General features: G+C 60.3%; 14 protein-coding genes. 3 read left to right on the forward strand and 11 right to left on the reverse strand.

The window, feature by feature from the left end; all coding sequences use genetic code 11:
- Nucleotides 1–239: 239 nt before the first annotated feature.
- Nucleotides 240–1,130 (forward strand): site-specific integrase, encoded by an 891-nt coding sequence (locus HBN98_RS20005; protein WP_083369139.1) that lies wholly within the window; start codon nt 240–242, stop codon nt 1,128–1,130.
- Here the strand turns inward: HBN98_RS20005 and HBN98_RS20010 are convergent, their stop codons facing one another.
- The 6 genes from HBN98_RS20010 to pmrG form a co-directional block, all read right to left on the reverse strand.
- Nucleotides 1,131–2,189 carry an ABC transporter ATP-binding protein gene (locus HBN98_RS20010; RefSeq protein ID WP_083369138.1) on the reverse strand — a complete coding sequence of 353 codons (1,059 nt, stop codon included), beginning with the start codon at nt 2,187–2,189 and terminating at the stop codon, nt 1,131–1,133.
- The gene (locus HBN98_RS20015) at nt 2,186–3,781 is read right to left on the reverse strand and encodes an ABC transporter permease (RefSeq protein WP_083369446.1); all 1,596 of its coding nucleotides are present in this window, start codon (nt 3,779–3,781) and stop codon (nt 2,186–2,188) included. Before HBN98_RS20015 ends, HBN98_RS20010 begins: the two co-directional genes overlap by 4 nt.
- Nucleotides 3,782–3,784: 3 nt before the next feature.
- Entirely contained in the window at nt 3,785–4,798 is a 1,014-nt protein-coding gene (locus HBN98_RS20020) for an iron ABC transporter substrate-binding protein (protein ID WP_083369137.1), read from the reverse strand.
- Between the two features lie 186 nt (nt 4,799–4,984).
- Nucleotides 4,985–6,502, reverse strand: a complete 1,518-nt coding sequence (locus tag HBN98_RS20025; RefSeq protein ID WP_083369136.1) for an ArnT family glycosyltransferase — start codon at nt 6,500–6,502, stop codon at nt 4,985–4,987.
- Nucleotides 6,499–8,220: a lipid IV(A) 4-amino-4-deoxy-L-arabinosyltransferase gene (arnT, locus tag HBN98_RS20030; protein WP_083369135.1), complete on the reverse strand. Its 1,722-nt coding sequence runs from the start codon at nt 8,218–8,220 to the stop codon at nt 6,499–6,501. The genes HBN98_RS20025 and arnT overlap by 4 nt, the downstream gene beginning before the upstream one ends.
- A 297-nt stretch (nt 8,221–8,517) precedes the next feature.
- Nucleotides 8,518–9,198, reverse strand: a complete 681-nt coding sequence (gene pmrG, locus HBN98_RS20035) for a lipopolysaccharide core heptose(II)-phosphate phosphatase PmrG (RefSeq protein ID WP_083369134.1) — start codon at nt 9,196–9,198, stop codon at nt 8,518–8,520.
- 316 nt (nt 9,199–9,514) lie between these two features.
- On the opposite strand from pmrG, the gene HBN98_RS20040 reads away from it, so the two are divergent.
- On the forward strand, nt 9,515–10,828 hold the full coding sequence (locus HBN98_RS20040) for a sensor histidine kinase (RefSeq protein ID WP_083369133.1): 1,314 nt from the start codon (nt 9,515–9,517) through the stop codon (nt 10,826–10,828).
- On the opposite strand, the gene HBN98_RS20045 is transcribed toward HBN98_RS20040, so the two are convergent.
- From HBN98_RS20045 to HBN98_RS20065, 5 genes are all read right to left on the reverse strand, one after another.
- On the reverse strand, nt 10,786–11,337 hold the full coding sequence (locus tag HBN98_RS20045; protein ID WP_083369132.1) for a PqiC family protein: 552 nt from the start codon (nt 11,335–11,337) through the stop codon (nt 10,786–10,788). The two genes, HBN98_RS20040 and HBN98_RS20045, sit on opposite strands and share 43 nt — an antisense overlap.
- 16 nt (nt 11,338–11,353) lie before the next feature.
- Complete coding sequence (locus tag HBN98_RS20050) at nt 11,354–13,009, reverse strand: PqiB family protein (protein ID WP_083369131.1); 1,656 nt, start codon at nt 13,007–13,009, stop codon at nt 11,354–11,356.
- 196 nt (nt 13,010–13,205) lie between these two features.
- A complete protein-coding gene (locus tag HBN98_RS20055) occupies nt 13,206–14,507 on the reverse strand; it encodes an NAD(P)/FAD-dependent oxidoreductase (protein ID WP_083369130.1) in 1,302 nt (433 codons plus the stop codon).
- Entirely contained in the window at nt 14,504–15,592 is a 1,089-nt protein-coding gene (locus tag HBN98_RS20060; protein WP_083369129.1) for a polyamine ABC transporter substrate-binding protein, read from the reverse strand. Before HBN98_RS20060 ends, HBN98_RS20055 begins: the two co-directional genes overlap by 4 nt.
- A 157-nt stretch (nt 15,593–15,749) precedes the next feature.
- Nucleotides 15,750–17,108, reverse strand: a complete 1,359-nt coding sequence (locus tag HBN98_RS20065; RefSeq protein WP_064587526.1) for a glutamine synthetase family protein — start codon at nt 17,106–17,108, stop codon at nt 15,750–15,752.
- A gap of 161 nt (nt 17,109–17,269) precedes the next feature.
- Between HBN98_RS20065 and HBN98_RS20070 the strand changes: the two genes are divergently transcribed.
- Nucleotides 17,270–18,166, forward strand: coding sequence for a helix-turn-helix domain-containing protein (locus HBN98_RS20070; protein WP_083369128.1), 897 nt, complete (start codon nt 17,270–17,272; stop codon nt 18,164–18,166).
- Nucleotides 18,167–18,237: the final 71 nt, after the last annotated feature.

Genomic DNA, 18,237 nt, shown 5'->3' on the forward strand with positions numbered 1-18,237 from the left:
TTTTTGTGAAAGGAACATGAAAAACCGGTGGGCGAATCGTTTATCTGTCACTTATACAGCCGCTGTTCAGGCTTCTGCCGTCCATCGTGGTTTTTAGTCAGCCGGTACAGCCCAAGTACCTTCTTTACTTCAAGTACATTGCATTTGTTAGTTGTTGTAGTGCTGTACATTTTTTACTCAAGGTTTAACGTTTGATTGATTTAGTTGCTGCAACCCCCGTCGCTCCAAAAACCAACCCGATGAGCCTCTACCTCGCGCGTTTGGCGCCTTCCAGCCAACTCACCATGCGCTACGTGCTGCAAGATGCAGCCGATCGCCTGGGGTTTGAAGACATGAATGTCGAAGAGATTCCCTGGCACGCCTTGCAACCGGAAGATGTTGTAGCGCTGGTCGCGGCATTGCGTGAAGACAACTACGCACCGAACACTTCTTCGCTGTATGTCAATGCGGTGCGCGGGGTCATGAATGAGGCCTGGCGCATGAGCCTGATCAGCCAGGAACATCTGTTGAAGATGCGCTCGGTCAAGGGCATCGCCGGCACGCGGCTGTCCCAGGGGCGCAATCTCAAGCGCACGCTGATTCACGAATTGATGGAAGTCTGCGCCGCCGACCCACGTCCGCAGGGCCTGCGCGACGCCGCAATCATTGCGTTGCTGTACGGCACGGGCATGCGCAAGTCGGAATCGGTGGACCTGGATCTGAATCAGGTCGATTTTCAGGAGCGCAGCCTGTGCGTCACCGCCAAAGGCAACAAGCAGTTGATCAAGTACGCGCCGGCATGGGCGTTCAGCAAGCTCGATGCGTGGCTGGAATTGCGCCGTTCCCAGCTCAAGGAAGGCGAGGACGACGATGCGTTCCTGTTCAACCGCATTCGCCGTGGCAGCCACATAACCCGCGAGCGCATCACCAAGCATGCGATCTACTACATCGCTCGCCAGCGCGGCACGCAGGTCGGGGTGAAGATCATGCCCCACGATTTCCGTCGCTCGTTCATCACTCGGGTGATCGAGGAGCACGACCTGTCGATTGCGCAGAAACTGGCGCATCACAGCAACATCCAGACCACCGCCAACTACGATGTGCGTGATGACAACGAGCGGCGGCGGGCGGTGGACCGCTTCGACCTGTGATCAGCTCAGGCCGAACACATGCGCTGCGCCAAGGACCGACAGTTGCACCGCGCTGCCGGCGGGCGGCGCGTGCATGCCGGTGCTGCGCACCAGGATCGAACGGGCCGCATTCTGAGTAGCGGATGAGCTCAGCTCGACCGTCAAGGTGCAGGTGTTGCCGGCGAAATCACGGTCGGTGACCTGCGCATGGCAGCCTTGGCTGTCAGACGCCACTTCGACGATCTGCAATTGCTCGGGGCGCAGCATGATCTGCGCGGCGCCGCTGAAGCCGTTGCTGTTCACCGCCACCTGACCCAGATCGCAATGCGCCCAACCCGCCTCGATCCGCGCGGGCAGCACCACGGCTTCGCCGAGAAAGTGCGCGGTCTGTTCATCGTCTGGATAGCGGTAGAGGTCCATTGGATGCCCGGACTGCACCAGCCGTCCGCTGCGCATCACCGCCAATTGATCGGCAAACGACAAGGCTTCGCTCTGATCGTGGGTCACCAGAATCGTGGTGACGCCCGCGTCTTCGAGCAGGCGCGCGACCATTTTGCGCATGGCACTGCGCAAACCGGTGTCGAGGGCGGAAAACGGTTCGTCGAGCAGCATCAGCCGTGGTTGTTGCGCCAGTGCCCGGGCCAGGGATACGCGTTGCTGTTGGCCACCAGACAATTCGTGCGGCCAACGGTTAGCCATGTTGGCGTCGAGCGCGACGCTGTCCATCAATTGCAGAATGCGTTGATGGCGCGCCGCGCCGGTCAGAGCCAGGCCGAAACCGATGTTGGCTGCCACGGTCATGTGCGGGAACAACGCGCCGTCCTGCGGGACGTAGCCGATCTGCCGTTGATAGGCCGGCACCGCGTGGCTGCGGTCGACCAGTGTCTGGCCGTTGAGGGTGAGGCTGCCGGTATCGGGAAACTCAAACCCGGCGATCATCCGCAACAGCGTGGTCTTGCCGGAGCCGGAGGGGCCGACGATCACCGTGCGGCTGCCGGTCGGCACGTTGAGGCTGACGTCGTCGAGCGCCTTTTGCGCACCGAAGGTTTTACTGAGATTGAGCAGTTCGAGAGCGTTCATCGGCCAGCGGTACGCCTGGATTGGTGATAGAGAATGGCCGTCAGCGGCAGTGAAAGCAGGATCATCAGCAGTGCGTACGGCGCCGCAGCGGCGTAATCGATTTCGCTGGTCATCGCCCAGAAACCGGTGGCGAGGGTGCGTGTGCCGTTGGGCGCGAGCAGCAGGGTCGCCGTCAACTCATTGGTGATCGCCAGAAACACCAGCGCTGCACCGGCAGCAGCACCCGGTGCCGCCAACCGTACGGTGATCAGCCACAATGCGCGCAACGGCGAGCGGCCAAGGCTTTGCGCGATGTTTTCCAGCTCGACCGGCGCCTGAGCGAACCCGGCGCGCAGGCTGACCAGCGCGCGCGGCAGGAACATCAGCAGATAGGCCAGCAGCACGGTGATGGTGGTCTGATAGATCGGCCGGGCGAAATGGATGGTCACGGTCACCAGTGCCAACGCAACGACAATGCCGGGCAGGGAACTGGTGATGTAATTGCAGCCTTCCAGCAAACGCTGAAGCTTGCCGGGGGCGCGGATCGACAGCCAGGCGATGGGAATCGCCGCGACGCTGGTCAACAACGCGCCGGCCACGCCATACGACAACGTCTGCAGCAGGGCCGGCATTAACTCGTCGCCTTGCCAGACTTGCACACCACCGGCCACCAGCCAGCGGCCGAGTGTCAGCAACGGCACACCGAGTGCCAGCAGGCAGGTTGTGGCTTGCAGCAGTAACGCCAAAGTTGTCGCGCCGCGCCCCAGTTGCACGCTGCGCTGATCCCGGGCGCTGCCGGAGCCGACTCGGGCATAACGCGCCTGACCACGGGCGGCAGACTCGGCCGTGAGCATCGCCAGACAGCACAGCGCCAGGACTCCGGCGAGCATGTTGGCGGCCGGGCCGTTGAAGGTTGATTTGAACTGATCGAAGATCGCCGTGGTGAAGGTGTCGAAACGGATCATCGCGTACAAACCGTACTCGGCCAGCAGGTGCAGGCCGACCAGCAAAGCGCCCCCGCAGATCGCCAGCCGCAGCTGCGGCACCACCACCCGAAAGAAAACCGCCCATGGCTTGAGGCCCAGCGACTCGGCGACGTCTTCAATCGCCGGATCAAGACGACGCAAAGTCGCGGCAATCGGCAAATACAAAAAAGGGAAATACGCGATCACCGACACCAGCACACCGGCCGGCAGACCGTGGATCGACGGAATCAGGCTGACCCACGCATAACTGTGAACGAACGCCGGCACGGCCAGCGGTGCGACTGCCAGCACTGACCACAAACGTCGGCCGGGCAGGTTGCTGCGCTCGGTCAGCCAGGCCAGTGTTGTTCCGAGCACGATGCACAAGGGCAGGGTGATCAGCACCAGCAGTACCGTGTTGATCAGCAATTCGCCGACCCGTGGGCGGAATATCATGGCTTCGATGGTTGCCCAACCGGTGTACCACGACACGCCGATCACGAACGCAATCGGCAGCAGTGATAGCAATGACACCAGCACCGCCGAGGTCACCACCCACGAGCCGCCGCGCCCGCCAAGCCTGCGGGCAGGGTGGAGAAGGCTGGCGGGGGCCGTCGCAACGGCCGGTGCAGGCAAGGTTTCGGGCATCACTTAGAGCAATCCGGCCTGGGTCATCAGCTCGACGGCTTTTTTGCTGTCGAGGGTCGACGCGTCGACTTTCGGCGCATCGAGGGTTTTCAGCGGGGTCAGCTTCGGGTTGGACGGCGCGTCTTTGCCCACGGCGTATTCGAAAGAGGTGCCGGTTTCCAGAACTTCCTGACCTTCCTTGCTGGTGATGTATTTGACGAACTTCTGCGCGTCCTCAAGGTGTTTGCTCGAGGCCAGCACGCCGGCGCCGGAAGTGCTGACGAACGCGCCCGGATCCTGATGTTTGAAGTAGTGCAGGCGGGTGTTGTTGCTGTTCTCGCCGGTCTTGGACTGATCGACGAAGCTGTAATAGTGATAGATCACACCGCTGTCGATCTGCCCGGCGTTCACCGCTTTGAGCACCGCACTGTTGCCGCGATAGATCGTCGCGTTGGTCTTCATGCCCTTGAGCCATTCCAGCGTGGCGGCTTCGCCTTTCTGTTGCAGGACGGCGGCGACGATGGCCTGGAAGTCGGCACCGGCCGGGGAGGCGGCCCAACGCCCTTTCCAGGCTGGGGTGGCGAGGTCGAGCAGGGATTTGGGCAAGTCCTTTTCCGTCAGCTTGCTCGGGTTGTAGACGAACACGGTGGAACGGGCGGCGATGCCGACCCAATTGCCGTGCGCCGGACGGTAGGCGGAATCGACTTGTTCGAGAGTCGCGGGCGCCAACGGGGCAAACAGTTTGGCATTGTCCACCAGCACCATCGCCGGGGAGTTTTCGGTGAGGAAGACGTCCGCCGGCGAGGCGGCGCCTTCCTGCACGAGCTGGTTGCCCATTTCGGTGTCATCGCCGTTGCGAATGGTCACCGGGATCCCGGTTTCTTCAGTAAACCCGGCCACCCAGGCCTTGGTCAGTGTTTCGTGCTGCGCGTTGTAAACCACCAGACCCACCGAGTCGGCGGCCACCGCGTGCCCGGTGCCGAGCAACGCGGTGACCAGCAATGCGCGCTTGAAGAAGGAGGGAAGGCGTGGATTCATTCGGGCAGCTCCTGTTTTTAGACGTTATGAGCAAATCCTCGCAGGAAACAATGCGAACGATTTGCAAGTATCAAGTCGCGGCAATGTAGGGTGGCAAATGAGAAAAAAACGTCAAAGAAGCCGTTAATACTTGTCATTGCCATTCAAATTTACCGCGACTCTCTACTTTTGTCTTAACGTCGTTGCTCAGGAGTGGGGGATGTAGGCCACGCTTTGGTCTTCACGCCCGTGGAATAGCTGTTCGCCACGGGTGGGCGTGGTGGTGATGACCTGATGATCGGTCTTGAGGCCATCCAGTGGCACGGCATCACCGGAACGGTATTGCGCCACGAAAATCGTGCGTTGCGCATCCCAGTGTTGCCTGCTGGTGCGTTCCAGCCAGGCGATCAGCGTCGCCGTGTCGCCATTGTGCGGGAAGTCCTGGATCGTTTCCGGCACGTAGTAGAACGGTGCACCACCGGTTTGCAGGTACATCGGCACTTTGTTGTCGACCTCGATCATGACCATGCGCCATTGATCCAACGGTGCCTGCTGACGGGCCTGTTCGCGAACCTGCTCGCCGAAGCGGATAACACCGCCGCCGCTGTTGGTCCACGGGTAGAGCACACCCAATATCGCGGCAAGCAACACAGTGGTGACAGCGAAGCCGATCTTCAGCCCACGGCCTGTGCTGTTGCGGGCGGCCAGACGCCGGGTTACCCACCAGGCACCCAGCAACTGCGCGAAGGGCACCAGCGGCAGGACGTAATAGCTGCGGCGACTGCCACTGGCGGTGAAGAACAGCATCAGCAACGCGAGCCCTTGAATCAGCCAGCGGGTATCCGGTTCGATGTGCTTCCAGTTGCGCGCGGCCACCCACAAGGCGATCAACCAGCACGGTGCCCAAGGCAGGGTGTAGACCGGCAGGTAGATCAGGTAGGTGTAGATCGGCCCGAACTGATCGAACGGCTGGAAAAACCGCACGACGTTCTCGCGCAGCACCAGGCCGAGGCCGCTTTGTTCGTAGTTGGGCGCGCCGTAGAAGTGCGAGAGCACGAACGGCGTCATGTAAAACGCCCCGGCAACCAACAGTGCAGCGAACAGTCGCAGGTTCAGGTGGCGTTTCCAGCGGTGCTCGCTGAGCAGGTGCGGCAACAGCACCAGCCCCGGCAGGACGAAACCGATCAGGCCTTTGAACAGCGATGTCAGCGACAGCAAGCCGAAGAACACCACGTAGCGCCGGAACCGAGTGTCATCCGGGCCGCGCCAGTACCACCAGACGGCCGCCAGCACACCGCAAACGGTGAGGATGTCGGCGGTGGCGACTCGCGCCCAGAACACGAAGTAGAACGTGGTCGCCAACATCCAGCCGGCGATCAACCCGGTGCCTTTGCGAAACAGTTGCTCGCCGATCAGGTACACCAGCCACACGCTGAACCACGCGGAAATGACTGAAGACAGGCGCAACGACCAATGCCCCAGTCCGCCGGTGAACCAAGAGGTGGCGGTGATCAGCCAGTACGACAGCAGCGGCTTGTCGTAGTAAGGACTGCCCTTGAGGTACGGGTCGAAATAGTCCCCGCTTTGCAGCATCTGCAACGCGATGTTGGCCCAACGGGTCTCCGGCCCCCACAGCTCACGACTGCCCAGGCCGAGCAGTAAAAGCAGGGCAGTCGCTGCCAGCAGAAGCAGCAACTGCCTCCGTTCAGTCCTGGTCTGGGTCATGGCTGGCTCTGGCTGAAGATGAGGATTTCCAGTTGGCCACGGCGGTAATGCTTACCGTCGATGGGCAGCAGCTCAAGTTGTTGAGCATCGGATGTGCTGTTGACCCGCATCACCACACCCACCGAGCCTTTTTTGCGCGCTTCGGTCATCCATTCACCTACGCCGTCGAGGCTGACCTTGCGTGAAGCCATCGCCGGGTCATCAAGCCCGTATTTGAGCTCGCCAACCGTGTTGAACAGGTCCACCTGCGGGCGACGCAGACGCCAGGAAAGCGCAGATGCAGCGCCCAGGTCGTTACTCAACAACGAGGTGGTCTGGCTCAGTTCCTGCTGGTGTTCGGCAATGAACTGATCCGGCATCTTGCTGTTGACAATGGTCGCCGGCATCGCGGCCGGCAGCAACGCGACGAGCAGGCCAATGCCCAATGCCGGCATCGCCCACAGCGTCAGGGGCCGCACGGTCTGCAATGCGCCGGCAATCAGCCAGCCAAGCAGTACGATATAGCCCAGCGACAGGCTGAACATCTCGGTGTGTTCGTAAATTTCACGGGTCGCCTGCAGATAGATCAGCGCGACCAGCGCAGCGCAGGCCAGAATCACGTTGACCACGCCGTTGGTGCGCAAGACGCGACCGTCCTGGCGATCGAGCCAGCCCATCAACGTGTGGCCCATCAACAAGGCCAAGGGCAGCAGGCACGGCATGATGTAAGTCGGCAACTTGCCGCTGCTTGCGCTGAACAATGCCAGCGGCAGCAGGAACCACAAGGCGAGGAAGGCGATTTTCGGATCGCGCTTTTCGCGCCAGGTGCGCAGCAGTGTCGACGGCAACAGCAATGCCCAGGGCAAGGTGCAAGCAAACAGCAACGGCAGATAGAACCACCATGGGCGCGCGTGCTGGGCATCTTCACCGGCAGCAAAGCGGCGGATGTGTTCGTGCCAGAAGAAGAACCGCCAGAAATCCGGTTCACGGGCATGCACGGCCAGGGCCCACGGCACGCTGACCAGAGCGGCCACCGCAACGGCCACCAAGCCATAGCGCACCAGTTCACCAAAACGCCGCTGCCAGACCATGTAGGGCAGGGCGATCAGCACCGGCAGCAGCAGGGCGAGAAAACCCTTGGTCATCAAACCCATGCCGCAAGCCAGCCCCAACAGCGCCCAGCTCCCGAGGCGCGCGCGCGGGGTGTTGCTGTCGATGGCAAACCAGATCGCGACCAGGCTCAGGTTGACCCACAAGGTGAACTGCGGATCAAGGTTGGCATAGCCGGCTTGCCCCGCGATCAGACCAAAGCTCATATAAAGAAGGGCGCACGCCGCGCTGGTGCGCGGGTTGTTCCACAGACGACGGGCCAGCAGGTAGGCCAGCCACACACTCACGCCGGTGCTGAGCGCCGAGGCGATACGCACGCCGAACAGGTTTTCACCGAAAATCGCCTGGCCGATGGCGATCATCCAGTAGCCGGCAATCGGTTTTTCGAAATAGCGGATGCCCATGAAATGCGGCGCCACCCAGTTGCCGCTCTGCAGCATTTCCTGGCTGATCTGCCCATAACGGGTTTCATCGGGAATCCACAGGCCGTGGGTCATCAGCGGCAGCAGATAAAACACCACGAATGCCAGCACCAGACCGGGGATTGCAAAGCGTTCGATCAAGGTGCTCTGGTGGAGGCGCGGCAAATTCAACGCTGCATGGTGCAGCGGTTTGTTCTCAGACGTCATGACTGGGCCTTGGTGCAGTACAAATGTGCGTTTCAGTGAAGCGCCTGGCGATTCCGTAGCAGGCGTGTCACCGGGTTGGATGAATGCAGGTGCGAGTACGTCCAGTGGACGTGACCTGTATTCAGAGAACTGGCGTGCTCCCAGCTCTAAGTTCTCTCTGGAAAGACAAGCTTTAAACTGGAATATGTCCAGTTTTTGAAACTAAAAAACATGTCTTATTACAAATTGGCAGCCGCCAATGCGCCGGCTAGAGGCTTTCCTGCGCAATGCTGCAAAGTTGCGCAAAAAAACGGCTTGTTATTTATTCATGCGTTGCCAGCCTTCGGGATTCATGATGCCGATGACTTTAAGTTGGTCTTGCGCATCTATCCGGGCTAAAACAGCGCTGCCATATTCGGCAGCCACTGCCCGTGGGTAGCCGGTTTGCCGTTCAAAATCGGCGATGCAGCCGCTGTGGGTCACCAGGATCATGTTCTGCCCGGGCGTCTTGTGCGCCACCATCTCATCACGGATCGTCGGGCCACAGGTTTCCAGCCACTCCTGGGCTACTGCATCGTGACCGAGCATGTAATGCGCAGTCTGCATGGTGCGTGTCAGCGGGCTGCTGAACAGCTCGGTTTTCTCCAGACCCAGTTGCTCAAAGCCACGGCCGACGCTGGCTGCAGCAACGCTGCCGACCTGAGTGATGCCGTCCGCCGGCCCCAGACAGGTATTGGTCGAGCGGTCGCAACGCTCGGTATGACGCACCAGTGCGACGACTTCACCGGCCTGCCAGGCGCTCACCCATTCCCGGGTGGCAGACGCACTGACATAGCGCAGATTGGCGGGCGAGCGTTGGGTCCAGACGAAGCCGCAAATCAGGCTGATCAACAGCAACCCGACAGCAATGATTGCCCAAGTGCGCGGACGAGACAGGTCCCATCGTCTGGGCGCTGATTGTACGTGTGCTAATTCAACCAAAACGTTGCCCCTTGTCATTCCCGAGTTCCATTCAGTTCGCACAGTGCAACGTAAGCTCGAGGAGGTTAGTTACTTTACGGTGGCGTACTTGAATGGCTGCTGAACACTACGTTCAGAGTCGTGTCGGAGCAGTGAAGAACATGTGAAAAATTTGCGAGGGCCAAGTGTGTTTCAACTAAAACGGGTATTTGATAAATAAACTCAAATAGCCGTTTTGTTTATCGGCGCTACTTAACAACGGCGGCGCTGGAGGCGAAGCTGCGCCCGTTGGGCAACGGCATCACGCGATACCTTGTCTATTGTTCTGATATCAGCCCAGGAGTCATCGAGCCGGATGGACCTCAAGCAAAGCCTCGCCAATCGCATCGTGATTGTGTTCGCCTTGATGAGCGCTCTGGTTGCCGGTGTGTTCGCCATGGGCATTGTCGCCACCGTGCATGTCGTGGAACACAAGTTGACCATGACCGCCCTGAGCGGTGGTTTGCGCCGGTTGCTGGCGATGGACGACATCAGTCAATGGCGGCATGAGCCGGAAAAAAGCGAATTGTTTTTTTTCGAGAAAGGCCCCGGTCCCATGGCGCTGACGGAGCCACTGGCGAGCCTGCCCCTGGGGTTCCAGGAAATAACGTTCAACGGTGATGACTTCTACGCCATGGTCGATGCGGTCGGCGGCCGCAAATACGTGCTGCTGCGCAATCAGGAAAGCTTTGAACAGCGTGAGCACCTGCTATTTGTCGTGGTGATCGTCGGCTTCATCCTCAGCGTCATGTTGGCCGTCGCCCTCGGCAGGCTGTTGGCGCGGCAGGTCATGGCGCCAGTGATTCGCCTTGCGGGGCAGGTGCGTCATCGCGATCAGTTGATCGCGTTGGCCCCGGCACTGCATCCCGATTACGCCGATGACGAAGTCGGGGCGCTGGCACTGTCTTTTGACCAGACCCTTGGCCGGTTACGCGAAACCCTGAACCGGGAAAAGCTCTTCACCAGTGACGTGAGCCATGAACTGCGCACGCCGTTGATGATTCTGGCCAGCTCCTGCGAGTTGTTGCTGGCCAACCCCTCGCTTGACCCGCGTTCCACCGAGCAGGTCAAACGCATTGCCCGGGCCAGCGCCGAAATGCGCCAACTGGTCGAGACCTTTTTGATGCTGGCACGCAAGCCCGAAGAGCTTGGAACCGAGTCCACCTGCACGCTCAAGAATATTGCCGATGCACAGGTGGAAATCTGGGGGCGATTGATTCGCGAAAAGGGTCTGGAGTTTATCTACGAGCCACAACTGGCGGGCACCACGCACTATGACCTGACGTTCTTGCAGTCGGTGATGGGCAATCTGTTGCGCAATGCCTGGCACTACACCGATCAGGGCTTTGTGCGGCTGATCTTGCTCAAGGACAGTTTCGTGGTCGAGGACAGCGGTATCGGAATTCCGGAAGAGAAACGCCACGCAATGTTTCAGCCATTCGTGCGCGGTGATGAACAGCGTGGTGAAGGGCTTGGGCTGGGATTGTCGCTGGTGCAGCGAATCTGCAGCCATCAACACTGGCAGGTGCAACTGGTGACCCGTCAACCCAACGGTTGCCGTTTCACCGTCACGCTGTTGGCGGCGACTCAGGGCGTCGAAGGACAGGCGCGCGAATTGCCCGCCGCCTGACTGATCAACGCCGCCAGGCGCCGGACGTTGTTCTGTTGCGCGACCACCAGATCGTCAATCCCCGGGCCGGACGGCGTTTGCAACGTGGAACGGCACGTCAGCAAGCTGTTGTCCGCCGCACCGCTGGGGCGCAGGCGCCATTTGACGTCGATCAGTCCGTACTGGCCGGGAATCGAATCAAACCGCTGCACGTCGATGCGCACCGAGACATTGCCGCGAGTGCCGGTATTGCTCAATTGATCGCTGAGCGCACTGCGCAACTCATCCGCCAGACTTGCGCCCCACCATTGGGTTTCCAGAATCGCCAGGCCGCTGCTGCCCTGACGAATGACAATTTGCGGGCGGTCGACTTGCGGCGGCACGCTGATCCCCTCAATGGGAATCTGCGCGCCGGCCCGGGTGTTGGGTAATTGCACCGGCGTCAGGGTGTGAAAGTTGATCGGGTCGCTGCGGCAGGCGCCAAGGAGCAGGAACGCAGCGAGCACGGTGATCTTCAGCGGTAAAGCCATGGGGTAGCTCCTGTGCTCAATTGCGCGGCGGTCCTTTCAGGTCCAGCGGTGCAGCGTTGTCCGGACGTCCGCGGATCAGCGATTCCGGATGGCGGCCGAGATAATCCGAGAGTTCTCGCAGGGAGCGCGACATGCGCCCGAGTTCGTCGAGGGTTTCCGTGAGTTTTTCCCGCTGTGGCGAATCTTCGGCCAGTGTCGAGCTGGCCGATTGCAGGGTTTTGCTGACGTCGGCCAAGGTGTTCTGCACGCCCGGCAGGGTTTTCGCGTTGAACTGGGTCAGGCCTTTGCGCAGCTCGACGAGGTTGCTGTCAAGGTTGCCGGCAATGCGCTCAACCGGCAGCTTGTTGAGCTTGTCGACCATCGATTCGAGTTTTTCCTGCAACTGTTCGAGGCTGCCCGGAACGGTCGGCAGGACGACCGGGCGAGCCACAGGATCGAACGCGACTTTCTGCGCTTTCGGGAAGAAATCCAGCGCGATGTACAGTTGCCCGGTCAGCAGGTTGCCGCTACGCGCCTGGGCGCGCAGGCCGTTATCGACGAAGGTGCCCAGCAGGCGGATGCCGGCCGCTTCATCGTCAGGGTCGTGCTTGAATTCGGTCAGCATTTTCTTGTAGGCCTGACCGAGGCGTTGCGGGTAAATGACGATCCCGACGTTAAGCGGGAAGGTGCGTTGCTTTGCATCGAAATCCAGGTTGATGCCCACCACCCGGCCGATTTCCATACCGAGGAACTCGACCGGCGCATCGACCTTGAGTCCGCGCAGCGACTGATCGAAACGCAACACCATGTATTGCGCCTTGCCGTTGGGCGGGGCGAGGGCGGTCTGTTGGTCACCGAACAGCTCGAAATCCTTGTCATCGGCGGCGGCCACATCGTTGGGGCTGTAGTCCGGCGCACGGAATGCGATACCGCCCACCAGCATGGTCGACAGTGATTCGGTCTTCACGGCAAAGCCGTTGGCGCCGACATTGATGTCGATGCCGCTGGCGTTCCAGAATCGGGTGTTTTCGGTGACGAACGCGTCGTTCGGTGAGTGAATGAACACTTCGATATCCACCCCTTTGCCTTCGGGGTTGAGGGCGTAGGTGACGACTTGGCCGACCGGAATCTTGCGGTAGTAAACCGGGGAACCGATGTCCAGCGAACCGAGATCCGGCGCGTGCAGCATGAAGCGCTTGCCGGGTTCGCCGTAGGTGATGGGCGGCGGATTTTCCAGCCCCTTGAAGTGTTTGGCGCGGTTGTTGGCCTGACCGATATCGGCGCCGATGTAATCGCCGGAGAGCAGGGTGTCGATGCCCGAGACGCCGCCGGCGCCGATTCGTGGGCGCACCACCCAGAACTGTGAGTCTTCGCGAGTGAAGGTTTCGGCCTGTTTGGACAGTTTGATGGTGGCGTCGACGCTCTTCTGGTCGCCGCTCAACTCGACATCCGTCACCTGGCCGATGACCACATTGCGGTATTTGACCTCGGTTTTGTTAGCCGTCAGGCCGCTGCCGGTCTTGAAATTGACGACGATCGTCGGGCCTTCCTGCAGCACGTTGTGCACCACCAGCGAAATACCGACCAGCACCGCCACGATCGGTACGATCCACACCAGTGAAATGCTGAAACGTCGAGTCTTGATCGGGGCTTGGCCCGGTGCTGGTGATTCATCGGCGGCTGACGACTTCATCCGTGTCCTCCTCGGTTTATCGGGCACTGAGCGTCAGGAACGCAAAAGCACTTCATCAATATAGAAGTGCTTGGCGATAGAGCAAATAGCGAGGAGCTGGTTGCGTGTAGGAGCTGCCGCAGGCTGCGATCTTTTGATCTTGATTTTTAAAGATCAAAAGATCGCAGCCTGCGGCAGCTCCTACAGGGGGATGCGTTCAGCCGACAAGTTCGCGCAGGCGATACCAGAACATGCCCAGTGCCAGCAGCGGCGAACGCAGGGCCGGACCGCCGGGGAAGGTCATGTGCGGCACCGCGCTGAACACGTCCATGCCCTGACTGTGGCCGGCATGAATGGCCTCGCCCAGCAGCTTCGCGCACCAGTGCGTGACGTTCAGGCCGTGGCCGGAATAACCCTGGGCGTAGAACACGTTCGGCTGCTGCTTGAGGCGGCCGACCTGGGGGAAGCGGTTGGCGGTGATGCCAATCTTGCCGCCCCATTGATAGTCGATGCGCACATCCGCCAACTGCGGGAAGACTTTCAGCATCTTCGGGCGCATATAGGCGGCGATGTCCGCCGGGTCGCGTCCGGAATAGTGGCAGGCACCACCGAACAATAAACGCCGGTCCGCCGAGAGCCGGTAGTAATCGAGGCCGACTTTCTGATCGCAAAGCGCAAGATTCTGCGGGATCAACTGTGCGGCGCGCTCCTCGGACAACGGCTCGGTGGCGATAATGTAGCTGCCGGCGGGCAGTACCTTGCCGCTGAGCTGCTGTTCGAGTTCATCCAGGTGTGCGTTGCAACCGAGCACCAGACTGCCGGCGCGGACGCTGCCCGTGGCGCAGCGCACCTGAACGGTTCCGCCGTGGATGATCTGCAGCACCGGGCTCTGCTCGAAAATCCGCACGCCGAGGGACGCCGCCAGACGCGCCTCGCCCTGCACCAGATCCAGCGGATGCAGATGGCCGGAACCCATGTCCACCAGCCCCCCGGCGTAGACGTCGGCGTTGACCACTTGCTGGCGGATCTGCTCGGGGCCGACCAACCGGGTTTCGTGGCGGTAGCCGAGTTCGCCCAGGCTGACTTGTTCGTCCTTGAACGCGGCGAACTGCGCGGGCGTGTTGGCCAGCTCACAGAAGCCCCAGCGCAGGTCGCACTCGATGTTGTGATCAGTGATGCGCTGACGCACCAGTTCCACCGATTCGATCCCGGCGCGCTGCAAGTAACGCACGCCGTCATTGCCGACATAACGGGCAAAGCCCTCGACCTCATGACCAATGCCACGGATCAACTGCCCGCCGTTGCGCCCACTGGCGCCCCAGCCGATGCGCCGGGCTTCGATCAACACCACCGACAACCCGCGCTGAGCGAGTTCGATGGCGGTGTTGACCCCGGTGAAACCACCGCCGATCACGCAGACATCTACGCTCAGGTCGCCGTCCAGCTTGGGGTAAGGAGTGCTCGCCCGCGCCGAAGCAGCGTAATAGGAGCGGGCGTGTTCTTGGGTGTGCTGATTCATTTGTTCGACTTCACTTTGCTCCAGGACCGGGTCATCAGACGCATGATCGCCTGAGGCGGGGTAGAGGATATGTAGAGCTTGTCCAGCACCGCCTGGGACGGGTAGACCTCGGGATTGTTGACCAGCGCCTGATCCATGTACTGCTTGGCAGCCGGGTTCGGGTTGGCGTAACCGACCGACGCGCTGACCTTGGCGATCACTTGCGGATCGAGCAGGTAATTAATGAAGGCGTGGGCTTCCTTGGGATTGGCGGCGTCAGCCGGGATGGCCAACAGGTCGAACCACAGGTTGGCGCCTTCCTTGGGAATGGAGTAGGCAATGTTCACACCGTTCTTGGCTTCCTTGGCGCGGTTGGCGGCCTGGAATACGTCGCCGGAGTAGCCGAACGCCACGCAGATGTCGCCGTTGGCCAGGTCCGACACGTATTTGGAGGAGTGGAAGTAGGTGATGTACGGGCGGATGCTCAGCAGTTTCGCTTCGGCCTTTTTATAGTCTTCCGGGTTTTCGCTGCGTGGGTCCATGCCCATGTAGTTGAGGATCGCCGGGAACACTTCGTCCGCCGAGTCCATCATCGACACGCCGCACTGGGTGAGTTTTTTCAGGTTTTCCGGCTCGAACAGCACCGCCCAGGAATCGATGTGGTCGATGCCGAGCACTTTTTTGACCTTGTCGACGTTGTAACCGATGCCGTTGGTGCCCCACAGGTAAGGCACCGAGTGCGTGTTCTGCGGGTCGTTTTTCTCCAGCAGCGCGAGCAGTTTCGGGTCGAGGTTTTTCCAGTTCGGCAATTGCTCGCGATCCAGCTTGAGGAACGCGCCGGCCTTCACCTGGCGAGCCAGGAAGTGGTTGGACGGCACCACCACGTCGTAGCCGGTGCGGCCGGCGAGCAGTTTGCCTTCCAGGGTTTCGTTGGAATCGAAAACGTCGTAGATCACCTTGATGCCGGTCTTGGCCTGGAAGTCGGCGAGGGTGGTTTCACCGATGTAGTCGGTCCAGTTGTATACGCTGACTTGTGGCTGGGCCAGGGCAGCAGTGCTGCACAACAGCGCCAGTGCGGCGGGAACCATGGATTTCAGTAGACGCATATCGACACCTCTTGAAGTTATTGGATTTTTTCAGGTGGTTCGCGATTCCCCTTGTGGGAGTGAGCCTGCTGGCGAAAGCGGAGGGTCAGACAACGTCGATGGTGACTGTGCTGACGCCTTCGCGAGCAGGCTCGCTCCTACAGGGGATGTGGGGGGATCAGACGCTCAGCAACAGGAACTCGCGCTCCCACGAACTGATCACGCGCTTGAAGTTTTCGTGTTCGGCGCGTTTCACCGCGACGTAGCCGCGTACGAACTTATTGCCCAGGTACTCGGCAACGGTGGCGCACTCTTCCATTTGTGTCAGCGCGTCTTCGATGGTGATCGGCAGGCGCAGGTTGCGGCGCTCGTAGGCTCGACCTTCAACGGCCGCGCTCGGTTCGATGCCTTCAACCATGCCGATGTAGCCACACAGCAGGCTCGCGGCGATCGCCAGGTACGGGTTGGCGTCGGCGCCTGGCAAACGGTTTTCCACGCGCATGGCTTCCGGGCCGGAGGTTGGCACTCGCAAGCCGACGGTGCGATTTTCTTCGCCCCATTCAACGTTCACCGGTGCCGAGGTGTCCGGCAGGAAGCGGCGGAACGAGTTCACGTTGGGCGCGAACATCGGCAGCACTTTCGGGATGTACTTCTGCAGCCCGCCGATGTGATGGCGGAACAGATCGCTCATCTTGCCGTCGGCATCGGCGAAGATCGGTTTGCCGGTCGCAATGTCCACCACGCTCTGGTGCAGGTGCATGGCGCTGCCAGGCTCGTCGCCAATCGGCTTGGCCATGAAAGTGGCGGTGACGTTGTGCTTGAGCGCGGCTTCACGCAGGGTGCGCTTGAACACGGTGATCTGATCGGCCAGATCCAGTGCGTCGCCGTGACGGAAGTTGATTTCCATCTGCGCCGGACCGTCTTCGTGAATCAGTGTGTCGAGGTCCAGGCCTTGCAGTTCGCACCAGTCGTAGACGTCTTCGAACAGTGGATCGAATTCGTTGGCTGCGTCGATGGAGAAGGATTGACGGCCGCTTTCCGCACGGCCGGAACGGCCCAGTGGTGCCTTGAGCGGCAGGTCCGGGTCTTCGCAGCGCTGGGTCAGGTAGAACTCCATTTCCGGCGCCACAATCGGCTTCCAGCCTTTATCGGTGTACAGCTGCAGGACTTTCTTCAGCACGTTGCGCGGCGACAGCTCGATCGGATTGCCGAACTTGTCGAAGGTGTCGTGGATGACGATGGCAGTCGGCTCGATCGCCCATGGAATCACGTACACCGCGTCGGCGACCGGCTTGCAGACCATGTCTATGTCGGCCGGGTCGAGCAGGTCGTAGTAGATGTCGTCGTCGACAAAATCCCCGGTTACCGTTTGCAGCAGCACACTTTCCGGCAGGCGCATGCCTCGCTCATGCAGGAACTTGTTGGTCGGTGCGATCTTGCCGCGGGCGATGCCGGTCAGGTCGCTGACCACACATTCAACTTCGGTAATCTTGTGATCTTTCAGCCAAGTGAACAGCTGATCGAAAGGGGCATTCATAAAGACCTCGTTATTGGTTTTATAGACGCCGGGGAGGGCGGGTTTCATCTTCCGCCCCTTCCCCTGTGGCGCGTTGACGACTATCTTGGGCGTGCCTTGCAGTTCCATCTATCCACTTTAAGCAGTACCAAAGCGCACCAAAAGAGTGCGCAAGGTCTCCCATGACAACGTGTAATCCGCTACAGGTTCAGGCTTTCAATACCGCTGATGTCACCGAGCAAATCCGCGCCACGCCGGGTTGGGTCCAGCATTACCAGCAGATGTCTCCCGGGCATTTCGCCGGGCAGATTCGCTATCTGGATTTGCAGGGCGTGCAGGTTTACGAAGAACAGATGAATACCCGCGTCGAGCAGAATTTCAGTGCGCCTGCGGGAGCCTTGGCGTTCTGTTTCGATCGCAGCGACAACGCGCTGTATCTGCTCAATGAAGAGAGCCGCAACATTTGGATCACCCCGGAGAACTATCAGGAAATCGCCGTGGTGTTTGGCCCGGAATTCGTCCGGCAACACGGTCTGGATGTTCAACGGCTCGAGGGCTTGTTCATGGCGCCGCTGAACTGCGGGCAGAACGCCTTGTTCAGTCGCTGGTTAAGCTCAACACTCACGAAGTTGACGCAAACCCTTGATCCGCCAAGTAAAGAGGCACTGACCCAGCAGTTGCTGGAGGACTGCCTGTTCATCCTCGACAACGCGCACGTGTGCCTGGACCGCGGCGGTTTGCAGCGCCGCGCAGAAGAACGAAACATCATGAAGCGTGTAGGGGAGTGGGCCGCTGATTCGCCGGAGGACACGCTTAATCTGCTCGAACTCGCGCAAGTCGCCGGTGTGTCACTGCGACAGTTGCAACAAGCGTTCAAGGCCTACACCGGGATGACGCCGAGCCACTGGTTGCGCCTGCGAAGGTTGAACAGCGCGCACCGTGAACTGCGCCGGCGCAGCCCGACGGAGACCACCGTCGCGGAGGTAGCGATGCAGTGGTCGTTCTGGCATCTGGGACGGTTTTCCAGCAGTTATCGGGCGTTGTTCAACGAGTTGCCGAGCGAAACGCTAAAGCGGTGAATATCGTCAATTTTCGGCTATCTTCTGTTAACTACACTAAATAGCCGTTTAGTTGAGCTATCACAGTTTTT

This window comes from Pseudomonas koreensis (genome assembly GCF_012986595.1).
Lineage (GTDB): Bacteria > Pseudomonadota > Gammaproteobacteria > Pseudomonadales > Pseudomonadaceae > Aquipseudomonas > Aquipseudomonas koreensis.

Coding starts and splice junctions, on each gene's coding strand:
- HBN98_RS20050 (WP_083369131.1), bottom strand. CDS start 13,009: ATGAAGTCGTCAGCCGCCGATGAATCACCAGCACCGGGCCAAGCCCCG.
- HBN98_RS20025 (WP_083369136.1), bottom strand. CDS start 6,502: ATGACCCAGACCAGGACTGAACGGAGGCAGTTGCTGCTTCTGCTGGCA.
- pmrG (WP_083369134.1), bottom strand. CDS start 9,198: ATGACAAGGGGCAACGTTTTGGTTGAATTAGCACACGTACAATCAGCG.
- HBN98_RS20005 (WP_083369139.1), top strand. CDS start 240: ATGAGCCTCTACCTCGCGCGTTTGGCGCCTTCCAGCCAACTCACCATG.
- HBN98_RS20065 (WP_064587526.1), bottom strand. CDS start 17,108: ATGAATGCCCCTTTCGATCAGCTGTTCACTTGGCTGAAAGATCACAAG.
- HBN98_RS20015 (WP_083369446.1), bottom strand. CDS start 3,781: ATGCCCGAAACCTTGCCTGCACCGGCCGTTGCGACGGCCCCCGCCAGC.
- HBN98_RS20070 (WP_083369128.1), top strand. CDS start 17,270: ATGACAACGTGTAATCCGCTACAGGTTCAGGCTTTCAATACCGCTGAT.
- HBN98_RS20045 (WP_083369132.1), bottom strand. CDS start 11,337: ATGGCTTTACCGCTGAAGATCACCGTGCTCGCTGCGTTCCTGCTCCTT.
- HBN98_RS20040 (WP_083369133.1), top strand. CDS start 9,515: ATGGACCTCAAGCAAAGCCTCGCCAATCGCATCGTGATTGTGTTCGCC.
- HBN98_RS20010 (WP_083369138.1), bottom strand. CDS start 2,189: ATGAACGCTCTCGAACTGCTCAATCTCAGTAAAACCTTCGGTGCGCAA.
- HBN98_RS20060 (WP_083369129.1), bottom strand. CDS start 15,592: ATGCGTCTACTGAAATCCATGGTTCCCGCCGCACTGGCGCTGTTGTGC.
- HBN98_RS20055 (WP_083369130.1), bottom strand. CDS start 14,507: ATGAATCAGCACACCCAAGAACACGCCCGCTCCTATTACGCTGCTTCG.
- HBN98_RS20020 (WP_083369137.1), bottom strand. CDS start 4,798: ATGAATCCACGCCTTCCCTCCTTCTTCAAGCGCGCATTGCTGGTCACC.
- arnT (WP_083369135.1), bottom strand. CDS start 8,220: ATGACGTCTGAGAACAAACCGCTGCACCATGCAGCGTTGAATTTGCCG.